The sequence below is a fragment of the Candidatus Pelagibacter sp. PS_23 genome (assembly GCF_059417905.1).
Genome location: NZ_CM182071.1, coordinates 777,235 through 799,154 on the forward strand (window position 1 = coordinate 777,235; position 21,920 = coordinate 799,154).

Consider the following 21,920-nt stretch of genomic DNA (forward strand, 5'->3'; position numbering starts at 1 on the left):
GGTAATTTTTTATATTATTTGTTATTTTTGTATAGTGTTTAATTTATTCAATTCTTCTAGGAATTGAGGAAGGGCTTCAAACAAATCAGCTTCTAAACCGTAATCAGCAACACTAAAAATAGGTGCCTCTCCATCTTTGTTTATTGCGACAATAATTTTACTTTCTTTCATACCAGCTAAATGTTGAATTGCTCCAGAAATACCAACTGCAATATATAGATCTGGCACTACAACTTTACCCGTTTGACCAACTTGATGTTCGTTACTTATGTAACCTGCATCAACAGCTGCACGCGAAGCTCCTATTGCAGCATTTAATTTATCTGCAATATCAGTAATTAATTTAAAATTGTCACCATTTTGCATACCTCTTCCACCTGAGATCACAATTCTTGCAGTTCCAAGTTCTGGTCTATCTGATTTAACTTCTTCTCTTTTAATAAATTTAGATAACGTAAACTCTTTTACCGAATCCATTTTTTCAATGGGTGCTGATCCACCTGAAGTTTCACAAGGTTCAAATGAAGTTGGTCTAATAGTTACACATTTTTTTGCATCAGTGCTTTTTACAGTTGCAAATGCATTTCCCGCATAAATAGGTCTGATAAATGTATCTGGAGATACCACTTTGATTATGTCACTAACTTGTGATGTGTCCATTAAAGCTGCTATTCTTGGCATTAAGTTTTTACCAAATGTATTAGCCGAACTAATTACATGGGAATAATTTTCAGAAACTTTAACAATCAATGGTGCAAAATTTTCCGGTAGAAAATTTTCGTAATGAGTGGCTTCAACTTGTATTACTTTTTTAACCAAGGGTATTTCAGATAAAACTTTTGCAACATCAGAGCAATTGTTTCCTATTAGTAATGCATGAACATCGCCATCAATTTGAGAGGCAGCTGTAATAGCGTTAAGAGTAAATGGTCTTAATTCTTTATTGTTATGTTCAACAATTAATAAAATTGACATTATATAACTTTCGCCTCATTTTTAAGCTTTTGCACAAGTTCAGCTACACTTGATACTTTAATTCCAGCTTTTCTTTTTGGTGGCTCTTCAACTTTAATTTGTTGAACTCTTGGTGTTGCATCAACACCTAAATCTGCAGCTGTCATTTGATCTATTGGTTTCTTCTTAGCTTTCATAATATTTGGTAGAGATGCATAACGCGGTTCATTTAATCTTAAATCACAAGTAACTACCGCTGGAACGTTAACTTCAATAGTTTCTAAGCCTTCATCAATTTCTCTAATTATTTCTAATTTATTGTCTTTAATGTCAATTTTTGATGCAAAAGTTGCTTGAGGCCAGTTCAATAAAGCACTCAACATTTGTCCTGTTTGGTTGCAATCATCATCAATTGCTTGTTTACCCATAAATACTAGATCAGGTTTTTCTTTATCAACAATTTTTTGTAATATTTTAGCTACTGCTAAGGGTTCGACTACGCCATCTACTTTAACATGAATTCCTCGATCAGCACCAACAGCTAATGCTTTTCTAACTGTTTCTTGTGCTTTTTCTTCACCAATAGTAACCGCAACTATTTCAGTTGCTTTACCTGCTTCTTTAATTTTTACAGCCTCTTCAATTGCATTATCATCAGGTGGGTTGGTTGACATCTTAACATTATCCGTAACAATTCCTGTGCCATCTTCTTTAACTCTGATTTGAACATTGTAATCAATAACTCTTTTTACAGCGACTAATATTTTCATTATGCTCTTAATAAGTTGTTTTCAGGATCATATGGGCTTTCTTCTAAAATTGTACAATCGTACATTTTACCAAGAATATCAATTTTCAATTTTTGCCCTGGTGTCGCAATCTCTGGTTTGACCATTCCTAATGCGATTGATTTTCCAAGTCTAAATCCAAAATCTCCACCAGTTGCACGTCCTATAACTTTTTCATTATCATAAATTGGATTATTCCCTAAAACATCTGCATCCTCTATATTGTGAACTTCCAAGGTAACCAATTGATTTGAAAATCCTTTTTCTCTCCATTTATTCAAAGCATCCAATCCTATAAAATTTCCTTTGTTGGGATGAACAAATCTATCTAACCCAGATTCGTAAGGTGAATATTCAATTGATAATTCTGTGCCAACAAGTTTATAAGATTTTTCAAGTCTCAAACTATTCATTGCTCTAATTCCATAAGGCTTAAGACCTAAATCTTTTCCAGCTTCCATTAATCTATCAAAGATGTGATTTTGATATTCAATTGGATGGTGTAACTCCCAGCCAAGCTCACCTACAAAGTTTACTCTCATAGCGTTAACTGGTGCATTACCAACATCAATATTTTTTGCACTCAACCATTTAAAATTTTCATTTGAAAAATCATCTCTTGAAACTCTTGTCATTAGCTCTCTAGCTTTAGGGCCAGATACAACTAGAACTCCCATACTGTTTGTTAAATTTTCAAATTGAACACTACCATCAGTTGGCATCCACTTTTGAATCCAGTCATGGTCTAATCTTTGGTTTGCTCCTGCAGAAACTAAATAGTAACTTCCCTCAGCTTCTTTCATGATTGTAAATTCAGAGTGCACTCCACCTTTAGTATTAAGTGCATGACATAATCCAATTCTTCCAATTTTTTTAGGAAGTTTGTTTGCAACTAAATAATCTAAAAACTCTTCAGCACCAGGTCCTTTAATTCTACATTTAGCAAATGCCGTCATATCTAAAAGACCAACATTCTCTTTTACATTTTTGCATTCTTGCTCAATTGCTTTAAACCATTTTGATCTTCTAAATGACCAGTCATCTTTTTGCTCCATCCCGTCAATTGCGAAGAAATTGGGTCTTTCCCAACCAAATTTTTGACCAAATACTGAACCTAATGCTTTCATTCTGTCATAACAAGGTGATGTTCTTAATTCTCTAGCAGCCTCTCTTTCTTCATCTGGGTAGTGAACTTTAAATACATGATTGTAAGCTTCTTCATTTTTTTCTTTTAAATAAGATTTTGTTGCATAATCACCAAACCTTCTTGGTTCAACTCCAAGCATATCTATTGTTGGCTCACCATCAATTATCCATTCTGCAAGTTGCCAACCCGCTCCTCCTGCTGCAGTTATTCCAAAACTGTGTCCTTCATTAATCCAAAAATTTTTCAATCCCCATGCAGGTCCAACAATTGGGTTTCCATCTGGTGTATAACAAATTGCACCATTATAAACTTTCTTAACTCCAACTTCTCCAAAAGCTGGTACACGATGAATAGCTCCTTCTATATGCGGTGCTAATCTATCTAAATCTTCTTGAAATAGTTCATACTCTGAATCTTTTGATGGCCCATCAACATAACAAGCTGGCGCACCATCTTCGTATGGTCCTAATATTAATCCACCTGCTTCTTCTCTCATATACCATCTGCTGTCGCTATCTCTTAAAACTCCCATTTCAGGTAAGCCATCTTTTTTTCTTTTTACGATATCTGGATGAGGTTCTGTTACAATATATTGGTGTTCAACTGGTATTACTGGAATATCTAATCCAACCATTTTTCCAGTTTGTCTAGCAAAGTTTCCAGAACAAGAAATTACATGTTCGCATTCAATAGCACCTTTATCTGTTTCAACAATCCAGCCATCTTTAGTTTGTTTCATTCCAACTACAGCTGTGTTTCTATAAATCTCTGCACCTAAATTTCTAGCACCTGTTGCCATTGCTTGTGTTAAGTCAGCTGGCTGAATGTATCCATCTTCAGGGTGTTGGATTGCTCCAAGTAAATCTTCTGTACGGCACAATGGCCAAATTTCTTTTACTTGATCTGGTGTTAAAAATTTTACATCCACACCAATTGTTTGAGCAACACCTGCATATTGATGATACTCATCCATTCTATCTTTAGTGCTTGCTAAACGAATATTTGATACAACACTGAAACCAACATTTTGTCCTGTCTCTTCTTCTAATTTTTTATAAAGATCCACTGCATACTTATGAAGCTGTCCAACCGAATAACTCATATTAAATAATGGAAGTAGACCTGCTGCATGCCAAGTAGATCCAGATGTTAATTCTTTTCTCTCAATTAAAACAACATCAGACCAGCCTTTTTTTGCTAAGTGATAAAGAGCACTAACTCCTACTACACCACCACCAACTACAACAACTTTAGCTTTAGATTTCATTAACACGATTCCTACTAAATTTTCATTACGAACGAAACAAAATTCGTTTACCCTCTAAATTAAATTGAAGATCCTAGGGGCATTGGAGCGGACACCATTGTGGTCAACCAGCAGTCTTTGAAGGGACCATCTATTTTATACTTTTCAACCTGCCATTTAAATTTGTAATAGGATTTGTCTTTTCCAAGAACACTAACTTCAAACAAGGCTACTGAATTGTTAAGGTTTTCTTGAACAATTTCATGGTCTAAATGATCTAATAATATTTTATATGACTTGCCCTTCAGCATGGTCTTAAATCTATCTAAAGGTCCTGTGCTTTTTCTATTACTAGGATGAGCAAATTCCCAGGTTTGTTCAATGCCATTATCTATAGTGGGAGAGTTGTTTTTTTGTAAACTTTTCAACTGAATTTCCACAACCTGGTATGGATCAATATTACTATTAGGCTTTATTAATTCTGCTTGTGAAATTGTAAGACTTAGAAAGTAAATTAATAAGGTTTTATATATTATTTGCTGTCTTTTTAACGTCCTCAAGAAATTCTTTTCGTTTTTCATCTGTTACAAACGGTACTGCAAAATATCTTCTGTATACAATATTATAAATGCCACACATATGAAACACACCTCTTTTTAGCCTTCTAATAGGTAAATTTAAAAAAAATGTTGTAACCGCTAACCTTGGGGATCCATAGGTACAAAAGATTATAGCTTTTTTATCTTTTAAGTTTCCCATTGGATAACCATAATTTCCAACTAATTTTTTAAATGTGTAAGCCCATGGGGGTGACAAAACTTTATCTATCCAGCCTTCTACAATAGCTGGCATTCTAAAGTTCCAAATAGGTGCAATTAGAACAATAGTATCACATTTCTCAATACGTCTTCTATGATCTAGAACGTCTTCTCCAGCTTGTTCACCAGCAAAAACTGGATTGAATTTATCTTTATATAAATCTACACAATCAACTGTATTACCGTTTTTTTCTGCTGTTTTAATAAATGTATCTCTAATAGCTGCATTAAAAGACTTTTCATTATAGTGCCCGTATAAAAGAAATATTTTTTTCATTACATTAAGGGTGTATAGACTAGAAAAATTAAAAATCTATGAAAAATTTTTACGTAGTTGCTGGTATTCATAAAGATCCAAATAAAATTGAAACTATCATTAAAGATACAGAAAAAAAATTTGGACCTTTTGAGGAGATTGAAGCTAATAATTTAGCTAAGAGTTTAATTCAAAAAAATATAGATGATTTTTATCATCGTGCTTGGGTTGTTAAATCTAATAATTTAACCAAATAAAACCCAACAAACATAAAGATTACAAAACTTACAGAATTTAAATTTAATAAAGCCAGTGAGGCTATTGCAGGTCCTGGACATAATCCAGCTAAGCCCCAGCCTGCACCAAAAAGCGATGAACCTATAATTAATTTCTTATTTAGTTCTTTATTATTTGAATAAGAAAATTTATCAGCAAAAATTGGTTTCTTATTATTTTTAAATAAGTGAAAAAATGGTGAGGATATTATTAAAGCTCCAATCATAACAAATGCTAGTGATGGGTCCCATTCTCCAAAAATATTTAAAAAACCTAAGACTTTAGCGGGATCTATCATCTGTGAAACAGTAAGACCTATTCCAAAAATTATTCCACAAATTAAAGATATAATCATATTCATATTAAATTTTTTACCAGAACAGTTAAAATTCCAACAATCATAAATGTTACTGTTGCAATAATTGATCTTAAAGAAAATCTTCCAATTCCACTGATGCCGTGTCCACTAGTACAGCCTCCCCCTATTCTTGTACCAGCTCCAACCAATAAGCCTGCAATTGCTAATAAATAAAATGAGTTTGAAATTGTGATATTGATTTCCTGTTGAGTAAATATTTTATAAACAATAGGTCCAATAATTAATCCAATTAAAAATAAAAAATTATCAAATCTATTAACTTTTGAAGTTAAAAAATTACTGGCAATTCCACTTATTCCAATTAATCGACCGTTAAATACAAAAAAAATAACTACCGCTAAACCAATTAAGGATCCACCTAGAAATGCAGAGATTGGAGTAAAATTAACTATATTCATTTAACTTTGTAAAACTGGAAAAGCTGGGTTTATATTTAAAAAAAGCTTTTGATATTCCATCTTTGTACATCTATTTTCAATATACTCAATATCATTACTCTCCACCAATTCTTTGGCATCATTACTTCTAATTCCAAGTTGTAACCAAAGAACTTTTGCTCCAATTTTAACACTTTCTTCAGCATACTTGTTAGCTTCTGTTGATGGTCTAAATACATCTACGATATCAATAGGTATATTAATATCTTCAAGTTTTTCAAAAACCTCTTCTCCTAAAATCTTTTGACCTTTGGCACTTGGGTTAACTGGAATAACTTTAAAACCATATTTTTGCATATACTTCATCACTATTGTTGATGGCTTTTTATCATCTTTACTAACACCCACCATCGCTATTGTTTTATACTTTGAGAGAATTTCTTTTATTTTATCGTTCACTACTTATGTTTCCACTTAGGTTTTCTCTTTTGTAGAAACGCTGATATGCCTTCTTTAGCATCCATTGCCATCATATTTTTAGTCATCATTTTACTAGTGTATGCGTAAGCTTTTCTCAATGGCATTTCTAATTGATTATAAAAAGTTTGTTTTCCAATTTTAATTGTAAGACTTGATTTTGAAGCAATAGTTTTAGCAACTTTTAATACTTCATTGTTTAATTTTGATTTGGAAAAATGATTATTAACTAGTCCAATTTCTTTTGCGTAATCTGCTTTAATAGGCTCTCCCGTTAACAGCATATGCATCATTCTTTTTCTATTAACCTTTCTACTAACAGCAACCATCGGTGTGCTACAAAATAAGCCTATATTTACACCTGGTGTTGCAAAAATTGCATCATTAGTACTGTAAGCTAGATCACAACTTGCAACTAACTGGCAACCTGCTGCAAATGCTGCTCCATGAACTTTTGCAATAACTGGCTTTTTTCCTTCAACTATTTGAAGCATCAACTTTGAGCAAAGATTAAAAAGTTTTTGATATTTTTCTCTTTTCTTTAATCCACTTACTTCTTTTAAATTGTGACCCGCACTAAAACCTTTTCCAGACCCTTCGATAATTATTACCTTAATATTTTTGTTTTCATCTAGTTTTTTAAAAGCTTTAATTAAATCTCCTAAATTTTTTAATGAAAGAGCGTTATAGGTTTTTGGCTCATTAATGATGATTGAAGCAATATCTTTATTTAAAAGTTTAATTTTAATATTACTTAAGTTTGCCATCTTCTCTCATTTTGGCTCTAATTTTTGTTGCAGAAATTTGTTGAATTTCTTCTGACAAAACAACTTCTTCTATTTTGTAACCAACTCCTCTTCCATAACAAATATTAGTAATATTAGGAACCATCATTATTTTAAATCTTCCTTCAAATTCTGGGTTTAACTTTTCTTCAATATTTTTTTTAACTGTGTCAAAATCAAACGGATTATCGTCAACACCTTGAACATCTCTTATTTGAATGCAAACTTGACCTGTTTTTTTAATAATTTCTTGAAATAAAGCATAGTGACCATCATGAAATGGTTGCCATCTGCCAAGCATTTGTGCTGTTGGTTTTTTATTATCCCATTCGTAAGCCATTATTTTATCTCCTTTATAATTATTGGTGCCCAATGTTTAGCATCTTGAGTTGTAACCTGACAATCAAATTTTTCAGGCTTTATAAACATCTTATTAGTATCGTCAAAACGTCCCTCTTTTATTGTATTTACCCAAACTATATAATCTGCAGGAAATAAGTTTCTTGCCTCCGGTGTTGGGCAAACAAAGTCTGCTACGACATAATTTCCATCATCTTTTAATTTTTTTGCAAAATCTGCCATTCTACTTGCTTGTCTTGTTCTGCCTTCTTTTGAAAAATCCCAATCATTAGCTTCTTTTCTAACTTCATCAGCATTAAGTCTTTTAGCATTTAGTAATGGAGCAATTTCATTTGCTAAAGTTGTTTTGCCAGATCCTGGAAGACCCATAATTAATATTATTTTCATTTTAAACTAAGTTTGTTGCAACCCATTTATGAAATTCATGTGTAGGGTTATCCATTACGGGTGAAAAATTCCCACCATTATATACGGGTGAATTTCTACCTTCTTGCATACCCTCAATAGCTTTTATGTCCTCAATCATTACTTCTTTCCAAAATTCTGCATTTTTTTTTCTCATCTCAGTAAACTCAGAACCATTTGCACTATCATCACCAACATAATACATCATTAAGTGCTCTTTAGTTTCACTAATAGACTTAGGTTCTAACCAAAAAACATAAAAATGGTCTACATGAAGCCCAATCATTACATTTGGAAATAAAGCGATATACTCAGCCTTTTTGAATAAGTCTTTAGGCCAATTTGGAAAATTATTGAAACTTTGATTTCCTTTAACAGGTTGATCATATTTATTTGTTCCTTGGCCAGCAAATCTATTTGGTAAACCTTGAATATGGTAATGATCACTAATATTTGAAACTTTATTTAATTCAGGATGTATCCAAGGCAAGTGATAACTTTCACAGTAATTCTCTATTGCAAACTTCCAATTACACTTAACATCAAGACTGAAGTATCCATGATCTTTTGAGTGCTTAAGTAATTTTTGATCTTCCTTAGATATAAATTTTGACCATCTTTCTTCGAGAGGCTTGATATATTCATCAAACTCTAATTCATTACTATTTATATTGATAAATATTATATCCATCCAAATTCTGGTTTTAACCTCTTTTAAATTGCTCGATGATTTATTGAATTTTTCTGTCTCATGAACATTTAGGCCTCCTATGTGAGGTGTCGCAACCAACTTTCCATCAAAATCGTAGGACCAGGAGTGGTATGGACATCTTAAGACATTTTTCAAAGCACAAGCCTCATCTAAAAGCTTGAAGCCTCTATGGCTACAGACATTGTGAAATACCCTTATTTTTTTCTCTTTATCTCTTAAAATAATAAGAGGGATGCCTAGTAAATTATAAGGTTGAGCATCTCCTACATTTGGCACAGAACTTCCAACGCCAATCACCGTCCATTTATCCTTGAAAATCCTCTCTCTTTCAATGCTTAGATAATCAGAGCTAGTGTAGCACTCGTTTGGTAGGCCATGGGCTTTCTCGATGGGGTTCCCAACCACTCTAATTTTTTCCAAGTCCAAGATTTTTGAAAGTTGAAGATTTTTAAGATTTTCAGACATTAAAAAAAATTATCACCAGCACAATTTTTGGCAACAAATATTTTATCCACAAGATGAATTTCTTTGACAGCATATACAAAAAAGATAATCATCAGGAAAAATGAATTTTTCACTTGAGGTTGGACCTCAAACAGATCTTAATACACTGCCTCCCGTTAAGGATGTTTATGTAACTATGCTTCCAGGAGGAGACTATAAAGAGACAGCTAACCAAACAGCGGCGTTAGTTAAAAAAGGATTTAATCCAGTTCCACATTTTCCAGCACGATCAATTACGGATGATGCTCAGCTTAAAGATTACATTGTAAGATGTAAAGATGTGGGTGCTAAACAAGCTTTAGTTATTGGAGGAAGTAGAGAGCCAGTTGGAAAATTTGATAGTTCAATTCAAATTTTAGAAACAGGATTTTTTGATGGAATTAAAATAGGAATAGCAGGACATCCAGAGGGAAGTCAGGATATTTCTGATAAAGAATTAGAAAAAGCTATGATAGATAAAAAACCTTACGCCGACTATATAGTGACCCAGTGGTTATTAGAAAGTCAACCTATCGTAGATTTCATTTCTAAGCAGTCAGTACCAGTGCATGTAGGAATTACTGGGCCAATGAAAATAACTAGCTTAATTAAATTTGCTAATATTGTCGGGGCGAAAAATTCTATAAATTTTCTTAAGTCTAATTTTAGTAAGGCATTAGATTTATTGAAACCTAAAGACCCTAATGAATTAATTGGGAAAGTGAAAGAGTTTACTGGTAACTTCCACATTTATACATTCGGCGGCTTGAAGGAAACTAACAAGTGGTTGAAGGAGAACGGTTATGTCTAATGAATTTGACTATACTAAACTAAATCATGTGACTTCAGTTGATCAATCAGATCGTGAAGTACCATACAACTTAAGACAGAGTGGACCTACAAAAGTTGAAATGTTAATTTCAACAAGAGTAAGAAAATCCCCATACTGGCATCTATCAATGGAAGCTGGTTGTTGGAGAGCAACTGTTTACAATCGTATTTATCACCCAAGAGGTTATGTAAAACCTGAAGATGGTGGAGCGATGGTTGAGTATGAAGCAATTAAAAATCACGTTACAATGTGGAACGTTGCTGTTGAAAGACAAATTAGAGTTAAAGGTCCGGATGCAGAAAAGTTTACTGACTACGTTATAACTAGAGATGCAACTAAAATCTCACCCATGAGAGCAAGATATGTAATTTTATGTAATGCTTATGGTGGTGTTTTAAATGATCCTATTCTTCTTAGAATTTCAAAAGATGAATTTTGGTTCTCACTATCAGACTCTGATATTGGAATGTATCTTCAAGGTGTTAACGCTGATGGAAGATTTGATTGTACAATTGAAGAAATTGATGTTTGCCCAGTGCAAATTCAAGGACCTAAATCAAAAGCTTTAATGAAGGATCTTATTGGAGATCAAGTGGATCTAGATAACATGCCTTTCTATGGTTTAGCTGAAGCAAAAGTTGGTGGCAGAAGTTGTGTTATTTCACAATCTGGTTTCTCAGGTGAAGCTGGATATGAAATCTACTTAAGAGAGGCAACTAAATACGCTGATGATATGTGGAATGCTGTTCTTGAAGCTGGAAAAAAACATAGCCTAATGGTTATAGCCCCTGCTCACCACAGAAGAATTCAAGCTGGAATTCTTTCTTGGGGACAAGATATGGATCATCAACACAATCCTTTCCAGTGTAACCTTGGTTACCAAGTATCACTATCAGGTAAAGGCGAGTGGAATAAAAAAGCTGACTATGTTGGAAAAGCTGCATTAGAGAAAATGGGTGCAGATCTTAAGGCTGGTCAAAAACCTTACAAACTTCAGTTAGTAGGTCTTGAGTTGGGCGGAAAACCAATTGAAGAATATGCTCCTGACTTTTGGTTAGTGTCACCTGAGAGTGGTGGAGATCCTGTAGGATTTATCACATCACCTTGGTATCACCCTGAAAAAGGTCAAAATATAGCAATGGGATATGTGCCATTTGATGGAACATTAAATGCTAATGGTTTCCCAAAAGGTAAAGTTGGAACTAAGTACAAAGTTCACTTACCTGCTAAATATTCTGACACACCAGGAACGCCTGTTGATGCTGTGGTAGTGGATATTCCATTTACAGAATCGTTTAACGCAAACACAAGAGAAGTCGTTAAAGGTTAAATTAATTATTTGGGGGAGTTTAATTCTCCCCCACTAATAATGACAAAATCATTCCTAATCGTAATTTGCATAATAATAATAATTGCTTTAATACTCTTTCCACTATTTGTTTCTTACAAAGCTCAGAAAAATAGTAAAAAAAATAAATAATGTTTGGTCAATTTTTAAATATAGTTGTTCGGTCTATTAAATTAGATAAATCTCTTTACAAAGATAATAAGAACTTTGGTGAAGCTGCAATATATTTTGCGGGCCTTATCATGATACTAGACGGGTTAGCAGGAGCTGTTGCAGCAAACACTGTTATTAAAACTGCTGTTGCAATGTCTGGTTTAACTGCCATTCTTACTTGGTTTGTATGGGGACTATTTATTTATGTGATCGGTGTAAAATTATTTCCAGATAAAGATACTAAAGTTTCATTTAAAAAAGTTTTAACAGCTGTTGGGTTTGCTCATGCACCAGGGCTTTTAAGATTTTTTGCTGTAACACCAGATTTAATGATCCCAATTATATTTTTAACTCAGTTCTGGATATTTGCTGGATTAATCATTTCAACAAAACAAGTTTTAAATCTAAAGTCTAATTTTAAATCATTTGGAATAGTCTTTTTAGCTTTTTTAATAATTGCTTTTCTTTCAATATCTTTTGTAATGAGCAAAATGAATGCTTTGCCTATAAGCAATATCAGTTAAATTGGAAATATAGTTTTTGAAAGCTTACAAGAATTACAGGTTTTAAATCCTGTTAAAATTAAATTTTGAGAAACACTCGGGTCTTCTTTTTTACACTCTTCACAAAAATTATCTAATTGAAGAACTTCTTCATCATTATTATCTTGATCATCAAAATCTTTAGTCATTATCAGTAAGGCCAGCTCCTGCTCCACCTTGTTTTAAGCTTTCATTTTCTTCAACAAACGTTTCTTCTGAAAGCTTATAAAGCTCATTCCATTCTTTTTCTTCAAACGAGTCTCTGTTTTCTAAAACTTTTAAATAAATATTTTCAGCAGATTCAATAATTTCGTTTTTAGTGTAATTAGAATAAATATTATTATTAAAGTTTAATAAAAACTCCCTGTCATCCATTTTTAAGAATATTCTTTTACCGATTACCTCAGCTGCTCTACTTACAAATGGTAGGAAAAGTAATGGATATGAGACTTTTTTAAACGTTATCTCATTTAAAGTTTCTAGAGTTTTAATCTGATCTAAAAAATTTACCCCTGCGATTATTGGGCAATATTCATTTTTACCAGCCTCATTGTCTTGCTTTATGATGCTGATATTCTCTAACCTTATTTCTTTTTTTTTCTTAAAAAAACTATTTAAGTTTTTAATTCCAGGCAAACTAAAAATTTCGAGTAGTCTTATATTTTTTCCAATCTCTTCTGCAATCCCCCATGAATATCCTGCAGCTCTACTTGATCTTTTAGAAACTGTATCTATTTCGCTTAATGATCTCATGATGATTAATTATAAACCCAATGTTCATCATAGTTTTTTAATTGCTCTGGTAGGGGTGCTCCTTGAAACATACATATTCTTAGCCACTTATCAGAACGTGGATCAAATTTTAATGCTCCAAAAAAAGATAATTTTAGTCTCAACATATCAATAGGCATTATTTCTTGGCCAATAGTATTGTCTTGTATTTCAGAATAAGGAAATTTCTCTACTATAAATGCTCTTCTTACAACGTGTCTTAACTCATTATTGGTTGATAAAAATTTAGCAATAGTCCAACTATTTTTAGCAACCGTTAACGATTCATAAAGTTTTTTAATATCTCTTGCAATTGCTAAGGGTTGCTCTAACTCAGCACCCACTTCATCAAATCTATTTGCTAGTCTTGGTTCCTCTTTATTTTTTGAGATAAACCAAAAATTTAAATTATTTTCATCTTTGGTAAAATCTATTGTTAAGATATCTGGATATTTTTTTTCTAAAATTAGCTTTAAGTCTTCTACCGTTCGCTCAGTTGGAATATTGAAATATTTTTCTTCTTCAGAGCTCATTTCTTTAATTAACGGGGACGTTATATCATCATAAGGTTCCATCATCATTGAGACGACATATTCAATGCATTCTTCACAATATTTTTTTTCTAAATACAGATATAATTCGTTAAAGGCATAATCTTGCTCAAAATCAAATTCATTATCTAGATAGACAATAAATTCATTAAGATCTTTCAATAAAGATTTAATCTTATTTATTTGATATTTACTTTCAGTATTCCAAGAAGTGATATTCTTTATTGATTTTTTTAAACATTTTAAAAATAAGTTTTTATCTTTCTCTGATATTGTTTTTATCTCTCTTATTTTTTTTAAAGAAATTTCTCTTGCTGAAATCCAGTTATTTAAAAGAGTTGGATGATTAACAATAAATGGAGCCATTCCAAGACCTGTAGAATTTCCTATTCCTAAACCTTTACAAATATTTATATCAAGATTTACAGCTTTTTTTGGATTCTTACTTTTTGCAACGTGATTAACTTGATCAAAAGTAAATTGTCTTACCAGATAAACCAACATCATTTCCAATCTAAATGGACCATATATTTCTTCTCGGTCTTTAATTCTAAATCTGTCTGCTAAGCCAAATTTACCTGACCCATAAACTGCTGTGGTTCTATATAAATAACCAACACTAGTTAACAAATCATTATCAGGCTGCTTACCTTCGCTTAAACATTCAACCACATGATTGAAAACTCTTACTGATTTATTAGCTCTTGAAAGAGTTAACTCTTTATAAGAAAGTCTGCCAAATTCTTGTTTTGGTACTTCGTTTTTTAATCTTTCAATATCTTGTTTTTTTGGAACACCATCAAAAAGTGTGAAGGCTGCATCCCATTTGGTAGCTATAACTCTATCTGATCTTTCATTATCATCTAATTCATTTGCAAAACAAATTAATGAATACACTCTATTTTTTTTCTTAAATGAATAAACTGCAGTACCATAACCATGTTCGTTTAATTCAAATAAATCTCTTTTGTAATCCCAATCCTTAAACTCTTTTAAAAAACTTCTTAAAAATGAAAGTTTAGATTGATGAAAAGACCCAAGTCTTGATAGCTTCATTACTACATTGGGATCTCTTAAAGAAATATTCATTGATTCATTTCTTTGTAAAAATTGTACCAGTTGTTTCCAAGAATTCCATTTACTTCACTTTCTGAAAAACCAACTTTTTTAAGTCCTATCTCTAAGTTTTCAAATCCTCTTGCATCTTTAAACCAATCAGGTTGTTTTGGAAAACCAGGTTTGTTTTTAGACCCTTCTCCATAATTTTTGCTTTTAGTCCAAGTACCATTTCTCATCCACTCAACAATAGTATCTGGTTGGTTTAAACAAAGATCTGAACCTATTCCAATTTTTTCAACTCCCATAATCTCAGCAGTCTTAGCTGTCATTTCACAAAAGCTTTCCAAAGAACAATCTGTTCCATCTTTTAAATGATGAGGATATAAAGATAGACCCAACATTCCTTTGTGTTTGGATAAAATTTTTAATAGTTCGTTTGATTTGTTTCTCTTAGCTGGGTGCCAAAATGATGGATTTGCATGAGTTATTGCAATTGGTTTTTCACTTATCTCAATTGCATCAATTGTACTTTTTTCTGCTGAATGAGACATGTCTATTACAAGACCTAATCTATTCATCTCTTTAATTACCTCTTTACCAAAATTAGTAACCCCACTATCTATTGCTTCATAACATCCCGTCGCTAGTAAGGACTGATTATTATAAGTAAGCTGCATAAACCTACATCCTAAATCATAAACTTTTTCAACCAATCCAATATCATCTTCTATAGGTGAACAATTTTGAAAACCAAAAAAAACTGCAGTTTTATTTTCAGATTTAGCTTTTTCAATATCTTTAAAACTTTTACCGTGAAAAATTAAGTCGGAATTTTCTGAAAAGTGATTTTCCCAATTTTTTAATACCGTTTTTAGCTCATCAAAATCTTCGTGGTAAACAATAGTTACATGGATTGCATCCAGTCCTGCTTGTTTATTGATCTGAAAAATTTCTCTAGACCAGTTACAATATTGTAAATTATCAATTTTAAAATTCATTGTGATCTTCTTTGTTTTAAAGAATACCAATAAGATAGATAAATTCTATTAATTTTATTGAAATTTTAGGCTTAATTTGAAATAACAATTTACGTTAGAATAAAATTACAACAAATGGCTAAAAATAAATTAAACAAAGTATCAATTGTTATGGGTAGTCAATCTGACTACAAAACCATGACATTTTGTCAAAATATTCTTAAAAAATTAAACATAAAATTTGAAACAAAAATAATATCAGCTCATAGAACCCCTAAAAGAATGTATGAATTTGCTATTAATGCTGAAAAAAATGGTATTGCAGTAATTATTGCTGGAGCTGGTGGATCTGCACATTTACCAGGAATGATTTCAGCCCTTACTTCTCTACCGGTACTAGGTGTTCCAATTGAAAGTAAAAAGCTGAAAGGTCTTGATAGTCTTCTATCCATTGCACAAATGCCAAAAGGAATACCTGTTGGAACATTAGCAATTGGAGAAGATGGTGCAATTAATGCTGCCTTATTAGCTGCATCTATTATTGGTCTTAGTGATTTAACTGTTAAGAGAAAATTAAATCAGTTTCGTTTAAATCAAAGCAAATCTGTTAAAAAAAAACCCAAATAGTTGTAAAATATGTCTAAACCAATTCTTGGAATTATAGGGGGAGGTCAGTTAGGTAGTATGCTTGCTATTGCTGCAAATAAACTTGAAATTAAAACAGTTATTTTTTGCAATGATATTGATGCTCCTGCCCAAAATTTTTCTAATGATTTTGTACAAGGTGAATATAATGATAAAAACAAGATTAATGAGTTTTTGAGTAAAGTTGATGTTGTAACTTATGAATTTGAAAATATTCCCTATGAAACATTAAATGAAATTAATAAAATAAAACCTGTTTTACCAAAACCTTCTGTAAATAGAATAATTCAGCATAGATTAGCAGAAAAAGATTTTATCAATAATCTAAATATAAGAACTACAAGATATGTATCTATTGAAAAAAAATCTGAAATAGATTCTGTTGAAGATTTATTACCTGGTATACTCAAAACTACTACATTAGGATATGATGGCAAAGGTCAACACCCTATTAACAGTTTAGAAAATTTAGACTCAATTGATGTTGATTATTCAAAAGGTTATATTTTAGAAAAATTAGTAAAATTAAAAAAAGAAATTTCAATAATCATTACTAGGTTTGGTATTCAAAAATATGAAATTTATGAACCCATTGAAAATGAACATGAAGATCAAATCTTAAGAAATTCTAAAATTCCAGCAGAGATTAGTGATAAAATATTAGAACAATCAAAACTATGGGCTACAACAATTGCAGAAGAATTAAAATATGTTGGAACTTTGTGTGTTGAGTTTTTCATTGACAGGAATGATAACCTTTATGTAAATGAAATTGCACCAAGAGTTCATAACTCAGGGCATCTAACAATTAATGCGTATAATGTAAGTCAATTTGAAAATCATGTAAGAGCAGTTTGTAAACTAGAGCAAATACCTCTTAAAAAAATATCCAATGCAATGATGACAAATATAATTGGAGATCAAATTACTAATTACAGAAATAAAGAACACAATGAAAATGAATTTTTCTTTGATTATCTTAAAAAAGAAATTAAACCAAAAAGAAAAATGGGGCACCTAACAACTCTTCTTAAGTAGATATTACTCATATGCTAAAATCAATCGAAGGAAATTTTGATAATCCAGAAGTTCATGAGCTACTTATAAAGCATTTCATTGAGTTAAGATCTGTGTCACCTGAAGGTAGTGCTCACGTACTTGATATAGCTGGATTAAAAGATCCAACTATTAAATTTTGGAGCCTGTGGGAAGAAAATAACCTAATGGGAAGTGGCGCATTAAAATTCCTAGATAATGAACATGGTGAATTCAAATCTATAAGGGTTAGTGACAACTTTAGAGGTAAAGGAAATGGTACAAAAGTCATAAATCATCTAATTAATGAGGCAAAAAAACTTAATATTAAAAGATTAAGTTTAGAAACAGGTGCTGGTGAGTTCTTTTTAAATGCCAGAAAACTATTTAGTAAGTGTGGTTTTGAGCCCTGCGAGCCCTTCTCTCATTATAAAAAAGATATCAACTCTATTTATATGACCATGCTAATAAGCAACAAATAAGTCTTTAATTATTTATTCTTTTAAATTTAGTTGACAAAACCTCAATAAATCTAAACAAAGCGTGAATTACTTAATTATAAGTAATAAAAGTAACACAATAAAAAGTAAGAAGATAAATATGAGTCTACAAGGAAAAGTAAAATGGTTCAATCCAACTAAAGGTTTTGGTTTTATTGAAAGAGAAGATAAAGAAAAAGATGTATTCGTTCACGTTTCAGCTGTTAGAGATGCTGGTATGAACGGTTTAGATGAAGGTCAAGCTTTGACTTTTGAAGTTGAAGATGGTCCAAAAGGTCCTTCAGCGGTAAATTTAAAAACTGCATAATATTCACACTTTCTATTGGCTGCGATTTTTTAATTAAATTAATTTTTTAATTATTTAGCTAAATATTTCAGCCAATACCAATCAGTTTTTTTTAAGAAATTCACTCACTATTGTATTAAATTCATCTGGCTTCTCTAAATGAACATTGTGAGAGCAGCCATTAACTATTCTAAGATCACTATTTATAATATTTTCTTTTAAAGTTTCTACTTGGTTGAAGTTATAGGCTTTGTCTTGATCTCCCCAAATTATCAAAGTTTCGTTCTTAATATTTTTTAAATTTTCAATACCACTCCAATTTTTCATAGCAACAAGAGCATTGTCCGCAGCCTCTAAAGAAGTTTGTTTACCCGCTTCTTCACATAAATAAAAATATTTAGATTTATCCTCTTCAATGAACCATGTTTTTGCAATTCTATAAGCTGTATTATCCAGTCCATTAGTTTTTAGTTTGTCTCTGGAAGCATCTATGGTTTCAAACCTGCCAGGTATATTTCCTCTTGGTCCTGTGCCATAACAAATTAACTTTAATATTTTTTCACCTGCTAACTTTGCCATTTCTTGCACAATCATGCCACCCATTGAGTGACCTAATAAATAAAAACGTTCTATTTTCTTTTTTTCTAAACTTGTCAATATAGATTTAGCCATACCTTCAATTGAATTATATGAGTTAACTTTATTACTTTTTCCAAAACCGGGTAATGCTGGTGCCAAAACTCTAAAATTCTTTTTAAAAAAGTCAGTTTGCAAAGTCCACATCTCAGATGATCCTAAAAAACCATGCACTAACACTAGTGGAGTGCCACTTCCCATATCTTCAATAAATATATCTTGCATATTTATATTTTATTAATAATCATCGAATATAACAATTTAATAATAAGTAACTAACAAGTATGACAAATAGAAAAATAACTGACCTTTATGATGTTGAATTCACTCCATTTGATAATTATGGGGTTGTTGTGCCTGGAATGAGTTGGCATAAAATTAGCTATAATAAAGAAAATGGTGGTAATGGAACTTATCTTTTAAAGATGGAACCAAATGCTAAAAGTTTGCCCCATGTGCATACAGGCTTTGAGGAATTTTTGATGTTAGAAGGTGAATTAACTGATCCAGATAATAAAGTTTTTAAAAAAGGTGATTTTGTTACTTTTGAACCAGGCTCTACACACTCATCCTTTACTAAAGATGGTTGCTTAATTTTAGTTTTTATGAGAGGTATCAACAAACCTCTTTAAGGAATTATTAAATAAATTTAATAGAAAATATATATTTATGATTGGAATTTTAGGCGGAATGGGAACTCAAGCGGGACTTGATTTTTGCAATAAACTCGCAATGTTAAATAGAGGAAAAAGTGATCAAGAATACCCTTTATTCATGCTTTATAACAAATCAAATATTCCTGGAAGACCAGAATCTATTGGTGTTCAAACTAAATCATTATCTACAATTCCAAGAAACTCAAAAAATACAAAAAAATATAATAGAGTTTTAAAAAGTTTGTTAGATGGATGTAAATCATTAGAAAAAAGTGGGTGCAAATTTATTGTTATACCCTGTAACACTGCACACTATTGGTATGAAGATTTAAAGAAAAAAATCAAGATACCGATCATTAACATGCCTAAAGAAGTTTTTATACAAACAAAAAAAAGTTGTAAAAAAAATTCTAAAATTGGACTTCTTGCAACAGAGGGAACTTTAAAAACTGAGATTTATGATAAAATTTTTAAAAAGGATTATGTATTGATTAAACCTTTAAGTAATTTACAAACAAGTTCAGTAAACAAAACAATCAAACATGTAAAAATGGGCAATATAAAACTAGCAGAAAAAACTATTAAGCCTGCAATTAAATATTTAATCAAACAAAAATGTAAAAAAATAATACTTGGCTGCACTGAGATACCTATTGCAATTTTTGCATATAAATCTTTACAAAATGCTAAAGTTTCAAAATTGTACCTTGATCCTAATTTAATATTAGCCAACTCCTGTATGGCAAAATATAAAAAATAGATGATGAATATAAAAGTCAAAAAACCATATGTTATATATATGGCTGAAATTATTTACTCCTACGTTTCTATTGAAAAAAATAAAGATCCGGAGCTTGATGTAAAACAAGCTATTAATAAATTCATGGAAACTAATGAATTTATAAAATTAAGTACTGGTGCATTACATGATGAATGGTTTGATGAATTAAAAAAAAATGAATATCTAGACAAAGATACTAGGAATAAAATACCAGATGAAACTATTAAACTTCTAGAAATTCAAAGAGATATGACTGTTAAAAATTTAATTAAAATTCCTAAACTTTACGAAACTGAAAATAATACTCTCATCGAAGCTTCTGATAGAGCACACCAATTCTTATGGCGTATGTGTGAAAGCTATGAGCTGTGGTGTAAAGAAACTGGGCAATCTGAACAGCTTTTATTAGGTATTACTGATTAGCTATTTGAATAATTTTACTTGTTTTTTCTATTCTACTTTTTACTAAAGCAAAAAACTCTTCCTGTTTTTCTTCTTCCTTAATTTTTTTCTTTTTATTGTCTACAAGATTTTGAATATTTTCAGTAGGAGACTTACCAGTAATTTTTTTAACTGCTTGATTAGAACCATATGAAAGGCCAGCTTGATAGATATTACCAGAACTAGCTAATGTATAGGCAGGTCCTAATAAAGCTGCACTTTGCACACAACCATTAAGAAAAAATAACAAAAATAATCCAGCAATTATTTTATTTAAAATCATTATACTCCTACCTAATCCTAAGTATTTATAAGTACAACTCAAGAGAGAAAGTGTTCATTTTGGATATTAATCTCTAATATTGATATAAAATATGACCTATAACTTCGGTATGGTTAAAATTTTTCCATTTATTTTTATCATTTTGTGGTCCTCAGCTTTTGTGACAACAAAACCAATAATAGACAATAGTGATCCTTTTGCTGCATTAGCCTTTAGATTTTTTGTTGTAGCTTTTGGTTTCTATATTTTTTCAATTTATACAAAACAAAAAATTTTGACAAATTTAAGAAACCTTCTGCAGTCACTTTTTAGTGGAGTACTTTTTCATGGTATTTATTTGGGGGGTGTTTTTTATTCAGTTTCAATAGGAATGCCTACAGGTATTGCTGCATTAATTGTAACTTTGCAGCCTATTTTAACTAATGCTTTAGCAGGAAAAATTTTAGGTGAAAAAGTTACTTTCAAACAATGGATTGGAGTGATCCTTGGATTTATTGGTGCTACTTTAGTTTTAGGTTTCGATATTGGATCAAGCCTTCCTGTTTTGGGAGTGATAGCTTCTTTTGTTGCTCTTCTAGCTATTACAACATCAACTTTATGGCAAAAGAAAATAAGTAATGATTTACCTTTGTCTGTAAGTAATATGTATCAAGCAATAGGTGGCTGTTCTTTTCATATAATAATTATTTTAATTTTTAGTGAACCTTATATTAATTTTACATCCACATTCTTAATAGCAATGAGTCATCAGATATTCCTTGTATCTTTTGGAGCTTTCACAATCTTAATGTTTTTAATTAAGAACAACTCAGCAAGTAAAACTGTTTCTATATTTTTTTTAATACCCCCTACTACTGCAATAATGGCCTGGATATTTTTGAATGAAAAATTGAATAATCTAGATTTAGTTGGTTTTGCTGTGGCAACTTTTGGTGTTTATATTGCAACAAGAAAGCAATAA

30 protein-coding genes are annotated in these 21,920 nt (G+C 31.2%); 12 read left to right on the forward strand and 18 right to left on the reverse strand.

Annotation, left to right across the window (positions count from 1 at the left end; genetic code table 11):
* Positions 1-21 precede the first annotated feature (21 nt).
* From AC5SLY_RS04215 to AC5SLY_RS04235, 5 genes are read right to left on the reverse strand one after another with little or no spacing between them, the layout of a single operon-like run.
* Positions 22-975, reverse strand: a complete 954-nt coding sequence (locus tag AC5SLY_RS04215) for an electron transfer flavoprotein subunit alpha/FixB family protein (protein ID WP_011282254.1) — start codon at positions 973-975, stop codon at positions 22-24.
* Complete coding sequence (locus tag AC5SLY_RS04220; protein WP_018414290.1) at positions 975-1,724, reverse strand: electron transfer flavoprotein subunit beta/FixA family protein; 750 nt, start codon at positions 1,722-1,724, stop codon at positions 975-977. Before AC5SLY_RS04220 ends, AC5SLY_RS04215 begins: the two co-directional genes overlap by 1 nt.
* The gene (locus tag AC5SLY_RS04225; protein ID WP_018414291.1) at positions 1,724-4,156 is read right to left on the reverse strand and encodes an FAD-dependent oxidoreductase; all 2,433 of its coding nucleotides are present in this window, start codon (positions 4,154-4,156) and stop codon (positions 1,724-1,726) included. Before AC5SLY_RS04225 ends, AC5SLY_RS04220 begins: the two co-directional genes overlap by 1 nt.
* A gap of 59 nt (positions 4,157-4,215) precedes the next feature.
* Entirely contained in the window at positions 4,216-4,716 is a 501-nt protein-coding gene (locus AC5SLY_RS04230) for a hypothetical protein (protein ID WP_006998029.1), read from the reverse strand.
* Complete coding sequence (locus AC5SLY_RS04235) at positions 4,661-5,230, reverse strand: NAD(P)H-dependent oxidoreductase (protein ID WP_006998028.1); 570 nt, start codon at positions 5,228-5,230, stop codon at positions 4,661-4,663. The genes AC5SLY_RS04230 and AC5SLY_RS04235 overlap by 56 nt, the downstream gene beginning before the upstream one ends.
* A 38-nt stretch (positions 5,231-5,268) precedes the next feature.
* Here AC5SLY_RS04235 and AC5SLY_RS04240 point away from each other — a divergent pair, with 38 nt between their 5' ends.
* Entirely contained in the window at positions 5,269-5,466 is a 198-nt protein-coding gene (locus AC5SLY_RS04240; protein WP_006998027.1) for a hypothetical protein, read from the forward strand.
* On the opposite strand, the gene AC5SLY_RS04245 is transcribed toward AC5SLY_RS04240, so the two are convergent.
* Genes AC5SLY_RS04245 through AC5SLY_RS04275 form a run of 7 tightly spaced genes read right to left on the reverse strand, consistent with a single transcriptional unit; the run spans position 5,424 to position 9,445 of the window.
* Positions 5,424-5,846, reverse strand: a complete 423-nt coding sequence (locus AC5SLY_RS04245; RefSeq protein WP_006998026.1) for a DUF6691 family protein — start codon at positions 5,844-5,846, stop codon at positions 5,424-5,426. The two genes, AC5SLY_RS04240 and AC5SLY_RS04245, sit on opposite strands and share 43 nt — an antisense overlap.
* Positions 5,843-6,262 (reverse strand): YeeE/YedE family protein, encoded by a 420-nt coding sequence (locus AC5SLY_RS04250; RefSeq protein ID WP_006998025.1) that lies wholly within the window; start codon positions 6,260-6,262, stop codon positions 5,843-5,845. Before AC5SLY_RS04250 ends, AC5SLY_RS04245 begins: the two co-directional genes overlap by 4 nt.
* Complete coding sequence (locus AC5SLY_RS04255; RefSeq protein WP_006998024.1) at positions 6,263-6,700, reverse strand: CoA-binding protein; 438 nt, start codon at positions 6,698-6,700, stop codon at positions 6,263-6,265.
* The gene (locus AC5SLY_RS04260) at positions 6,700-7,485 is read right to left on the reverse strand and encodes an enoyl-CoA hydratase (protein WP_006998023.1); all 786 of its coding nucleotides are present in this window, start codon (positions 7,483-7,485) and stop codon (positions 6,700-6,702) included. The genes AC5SLY_RS04255 and AC5SLY_RS04260 overlap by 1 nt, the downstream gene beginning before the upstream one ends.
* Positions 7,469-7,843 (reverse strand): hypothetical protein, encoded by a 375-nt coding sequence (locus AC5SLY_RS04265; RefSeq protein WP_006998022.1) that lies wholly within the window; start codon positions 7,841-7,843, stop codon positions 7,469-7,471. The genes AC5SLY_RS04260 and AC5SLY_RS04265 overlap by 17 nt, the downstream gene beginning before the upstream one ends.
* On the reverse strand, positions 7,843-8,250 hold the full coding sequence (locus AC5SLY_RS04270; RefSeq protein WP_006998021.1) for a P-loop nucleotide/nucleoside kinase family protein: 408 nt from the start codon (positions 8,248-8,250) through the stop codon (positions 7,843-7,845). The genes AC5SLY_RS04265 and AC5SLY_RS04270 overlap by 1 nt, the downstream gene beginning before the upstream one ends.
* A 1-nt stretch (position 8,251) precedes the next feature.
* Positions 8,252-9,445, reverse strand: coding sequence for an aromatic ring-hydroxylating dioxygenase subunit alpha (locus AC5SLY_RS04275; RefSeq protein WP_018414292.1), 1,194 nt, complete (start codon positions 9,443-9,445; stop codon positions 8,252-8,254).
* 100 nt (positions 9,446-9,545) lie between these two features.
* Here AC5SLY_RS04275 and AC5SLY_RS04280 point away from each other — a divergent pair, with 100 nt between their 5' ends.
* From AC5SLY_RS04280 to AC5SLY_RS04290, 3 genes are all read left to right on the forward strand, one after another.
* A complete protein-coding gene (locus tag AC5SLY_RS04280) occupies positions 9,546-10,274 on the forward strand; it encodes a methylenetetrahydrofolate reductase (protein ID WP_006998018.1) in 729 nt (242 codons plus the stop codon).
* On the forward strand, positions 10,267-11,625 hold the full coding sequence (locus tag AC5SLY_RS04285) for a glycine cleavage T C-terminal barrel domain-containing protein (RefSeq protein ID WP_006998017.1): 1,359 nt from the start codon (positions 10,267-10,269) through the stop codon (positions 11,623-11,625). Before AC5SLY_RS04280 ends, AC5SLY_RS04285 begins: the two co-directional genes overlap by 8 nt.
* A gap of 149 nt (positions 11,626-11,774) precedes the next feature.
* The gene (locus AC5SLY_RS04290; RefSeq protein WP_006998016.1) at positions 11,775-12,320 is read left to right on the forward strand and encodes a hypothetical protein; all 546 of its coding nucleotides are present in this window, start codon (positions 11,775-11,777) and stop codon (positions 12,318-12,320) included.
* On the opposite strand, the gene AC5SLY_RS04295 is transcribed toward AC5SLY_RS04290, so the two are convergent.
* From AC5SLY_RS04295 to AC5SLY_RS04310, 4 genes are read right to left on the reverse strand one after another with little or no spacing between them, the layout of a single operon-like run.
* Positions 12,317-12,487 carry a hypothetical protein gene (locus tag AC5SLY_RS04295; RefSeq protein ID WP_006998015.1) on the reverse strand — a complete coding sequence of 57 codons (171 nt, stop codon included), beginning with the start codon at positions 12,485-12,487 and terminating at the stop codon, positions 12,317-12,319. The genes AC5SLY_RS04290 and AC5SLY_RS04295 overlap by 4 nt on opposite strands.
* Positions 12,480-13,091, reverse strand: coding sequence for a DUF3726 domain-containing protein (locus AC5SLY_RS04300; RefSeq protein ID WP_006998014.1), 612 nt, complete (start codon positions 13,089-13,091; stop codon positions 12,480-12,482). The genes AC5SLY_RS04295 and AC5SLY_RS04300 overlap by 8 nt, the downstream gene beginning before the upstream one ends.
* 5 nt (positions 13,092-13,096) lie before the next feature.
* Entirely contained in the window at positions 13,097-14,749 is a 1,653-nt protein-coding gene (locus AC5SLY_RS04305; protein WP_494598611.1) for a hypothetical protein, read from the reverse strand.
* The gene (locus AC5SLY_RS04310; protein WP_006998012.1) at positions 14,746-15,717 is read right to left on the reverse strand and encodes a membrane dipeptidase; all 972 of its coding nucleotides are present in this window, start codon (positions 15,715-15,717) and stop codon (positions 14,746-14,748) included. Before AC5SLY_RS04310 ends, AC5SLY_RS04305 begins: the two co-directional genes overlap by 4 nt.
* 114 nt (positions 15,718-15,831) lie before the next feature.
* Here AC5SLY_RS04310 and purE point away from each other — a divergent pair, with 114 nt between their 5' ends.
* From purE to AC5SLY_RS04330, 4 genes are all read left to right on the forward strand, one after another.
* Positions 15,832-16,323 carry a 5-(carboxyamino)imidazole ribonucleotide mutase gene (purE, locus tag AC5SLY_RS04315; protein ID WP_006998011.1) on the forward strand — a complete coding sequence of 164 codons (492 nt, stop codon included), beginning with the start codon at positions 15,832-15,834 and terminating at the stop codon, positions 16,321-16,323.
* A gap of 9 nt (positions 16,324-16,332) precedes the next feature.
* Positions 16,333-17,379 (forward strand): 5-(carboxyamino)imidazole ribonucleotide synthase, encoded by a 1,047-nt coding sequence (locus AC5SLY_RS04320; RefSeq protein ID WP_006998010.1) that lies wholly within the window; start codon positions 16,333-16,335, stop codon positions 17,377-17,379.
* 11 nt (positions 17,380-17,390) lie between these two features.
* On the forward strand, positions 17,391-17,858 hold the full coding sequence (locus AC5SLY_RS04325; RefSeq protein ID WP_018414294.1) for a GNAT family N-acetyltransferase: 468 nt from the start codon (positions 17,391-17,393) through the stop codon (positions 17,856-17,858).
* Positions 17,859-17,976: 118 nt separating this feature from the next.
* Complete coding sequence (locus tag AC5SLY_RS04330; RefSeq protein ID WP_006998008.1) at positions 17,977-18,183, forward strand: cold-shock protein; 207 nt, start codon at positions 17,977-17,979, stop codon at positions 18,181-18,183.
* Between the two features lie 81 nt (positions 18,184-18,264).
* On the opposite strand, the gene AC5SLY_RS04335 is transcribed toward AC5SLY_RS04330, so the two are convergent.
* Entirely contained in the window at positions 18,265-19,023 is a 759-nt protein-coding gene (locus tag AC5SLY_RS04335; protein ID WP_006998007.1) for an alpha/beta fold hydrolase, read from the reverse strand.
* Between the two features lie 59 nt (positions 19,024-19,082).
* Between AC5SLY_RS04335 and AC5SLY_RS04340 the strand changes: the two genes are divergently transcribed.
* Genes AC5SLY_RS04340 through AC5SLY_RS04350 form a run of 3 tightly spaced genes read left to right on the forward strand, consistent with a single transcriptional unit; the run spans position 19,083 to position 20,658 of the window.
* Positions 19,083-19,430 carry a cupin domain-containing protein gene (locus tag AC5SLY_RS04340; RefSeq protein ID WP_006998006.1) on the forward strand — a complete coding sequence of 116 codons (348 nt, stop codon included), beginning with the start codon at positions 19,083-19,085 and terminating at the stop codon, positions 19,428-19,430.
* Positions 19,431-19,467: 37 nt separating this feature from the next.
* Positions 19,468-20,214 carry an aspartate/glutamate racemase family protein gene (locus tag AC5SLY_RS04345; protein ID WP_006998005.1) on the forward strand — a complete coding sequence of 249 codons (747 nt, stop codon included), beginning with the start codon at positions 19,468-19,470 and terminating at the stop codon, positions 20,212-20,214.
* 39 nt (positions 20,215-20,253) lie between these two features.
* Positions 20,254-20,658, forward strand: a complete 405-nt coding sequence (locus AC5SLY_RS04350; RefSeq protein ID WP_494587159.1) for a hypothetical protein — start codon at positions 20,254-20,256, stop codon at positions 20,656-20,658.
* On the opposite strand, the gene AC5SLY_RS04355 is transcribed toward AC5SLY_RS04350, so the two are convergent.
* Entirely contained in the window at positions 20,648-20,959 is a 312-nt protein-coding gene (locus tag AC5SLY_RS04355; protein ID WP_018414296.1) for a hypothetical protein, read from the reverse strand. The genes AC5SLY_RS04350 and AC5SLY_RS04355 overlap by 11 nt on opposite strands.
* 109 nt (positions 20,960-21,068) lie before the next feature.
* On the opposite strand from AC5SLY_RS04355, the gene AC5SLY_RS04360 reads away from it, so the two are divergent.
* Positions 21,069-21,920, forward strand: a complete 852-nt coding sequence (locus AC5SLY_RS04360) for a DMT family transporter (protein ID WP_026225083.1) — start codon at positions 21,069-21,071, stop codon at positions 21,918-21,920.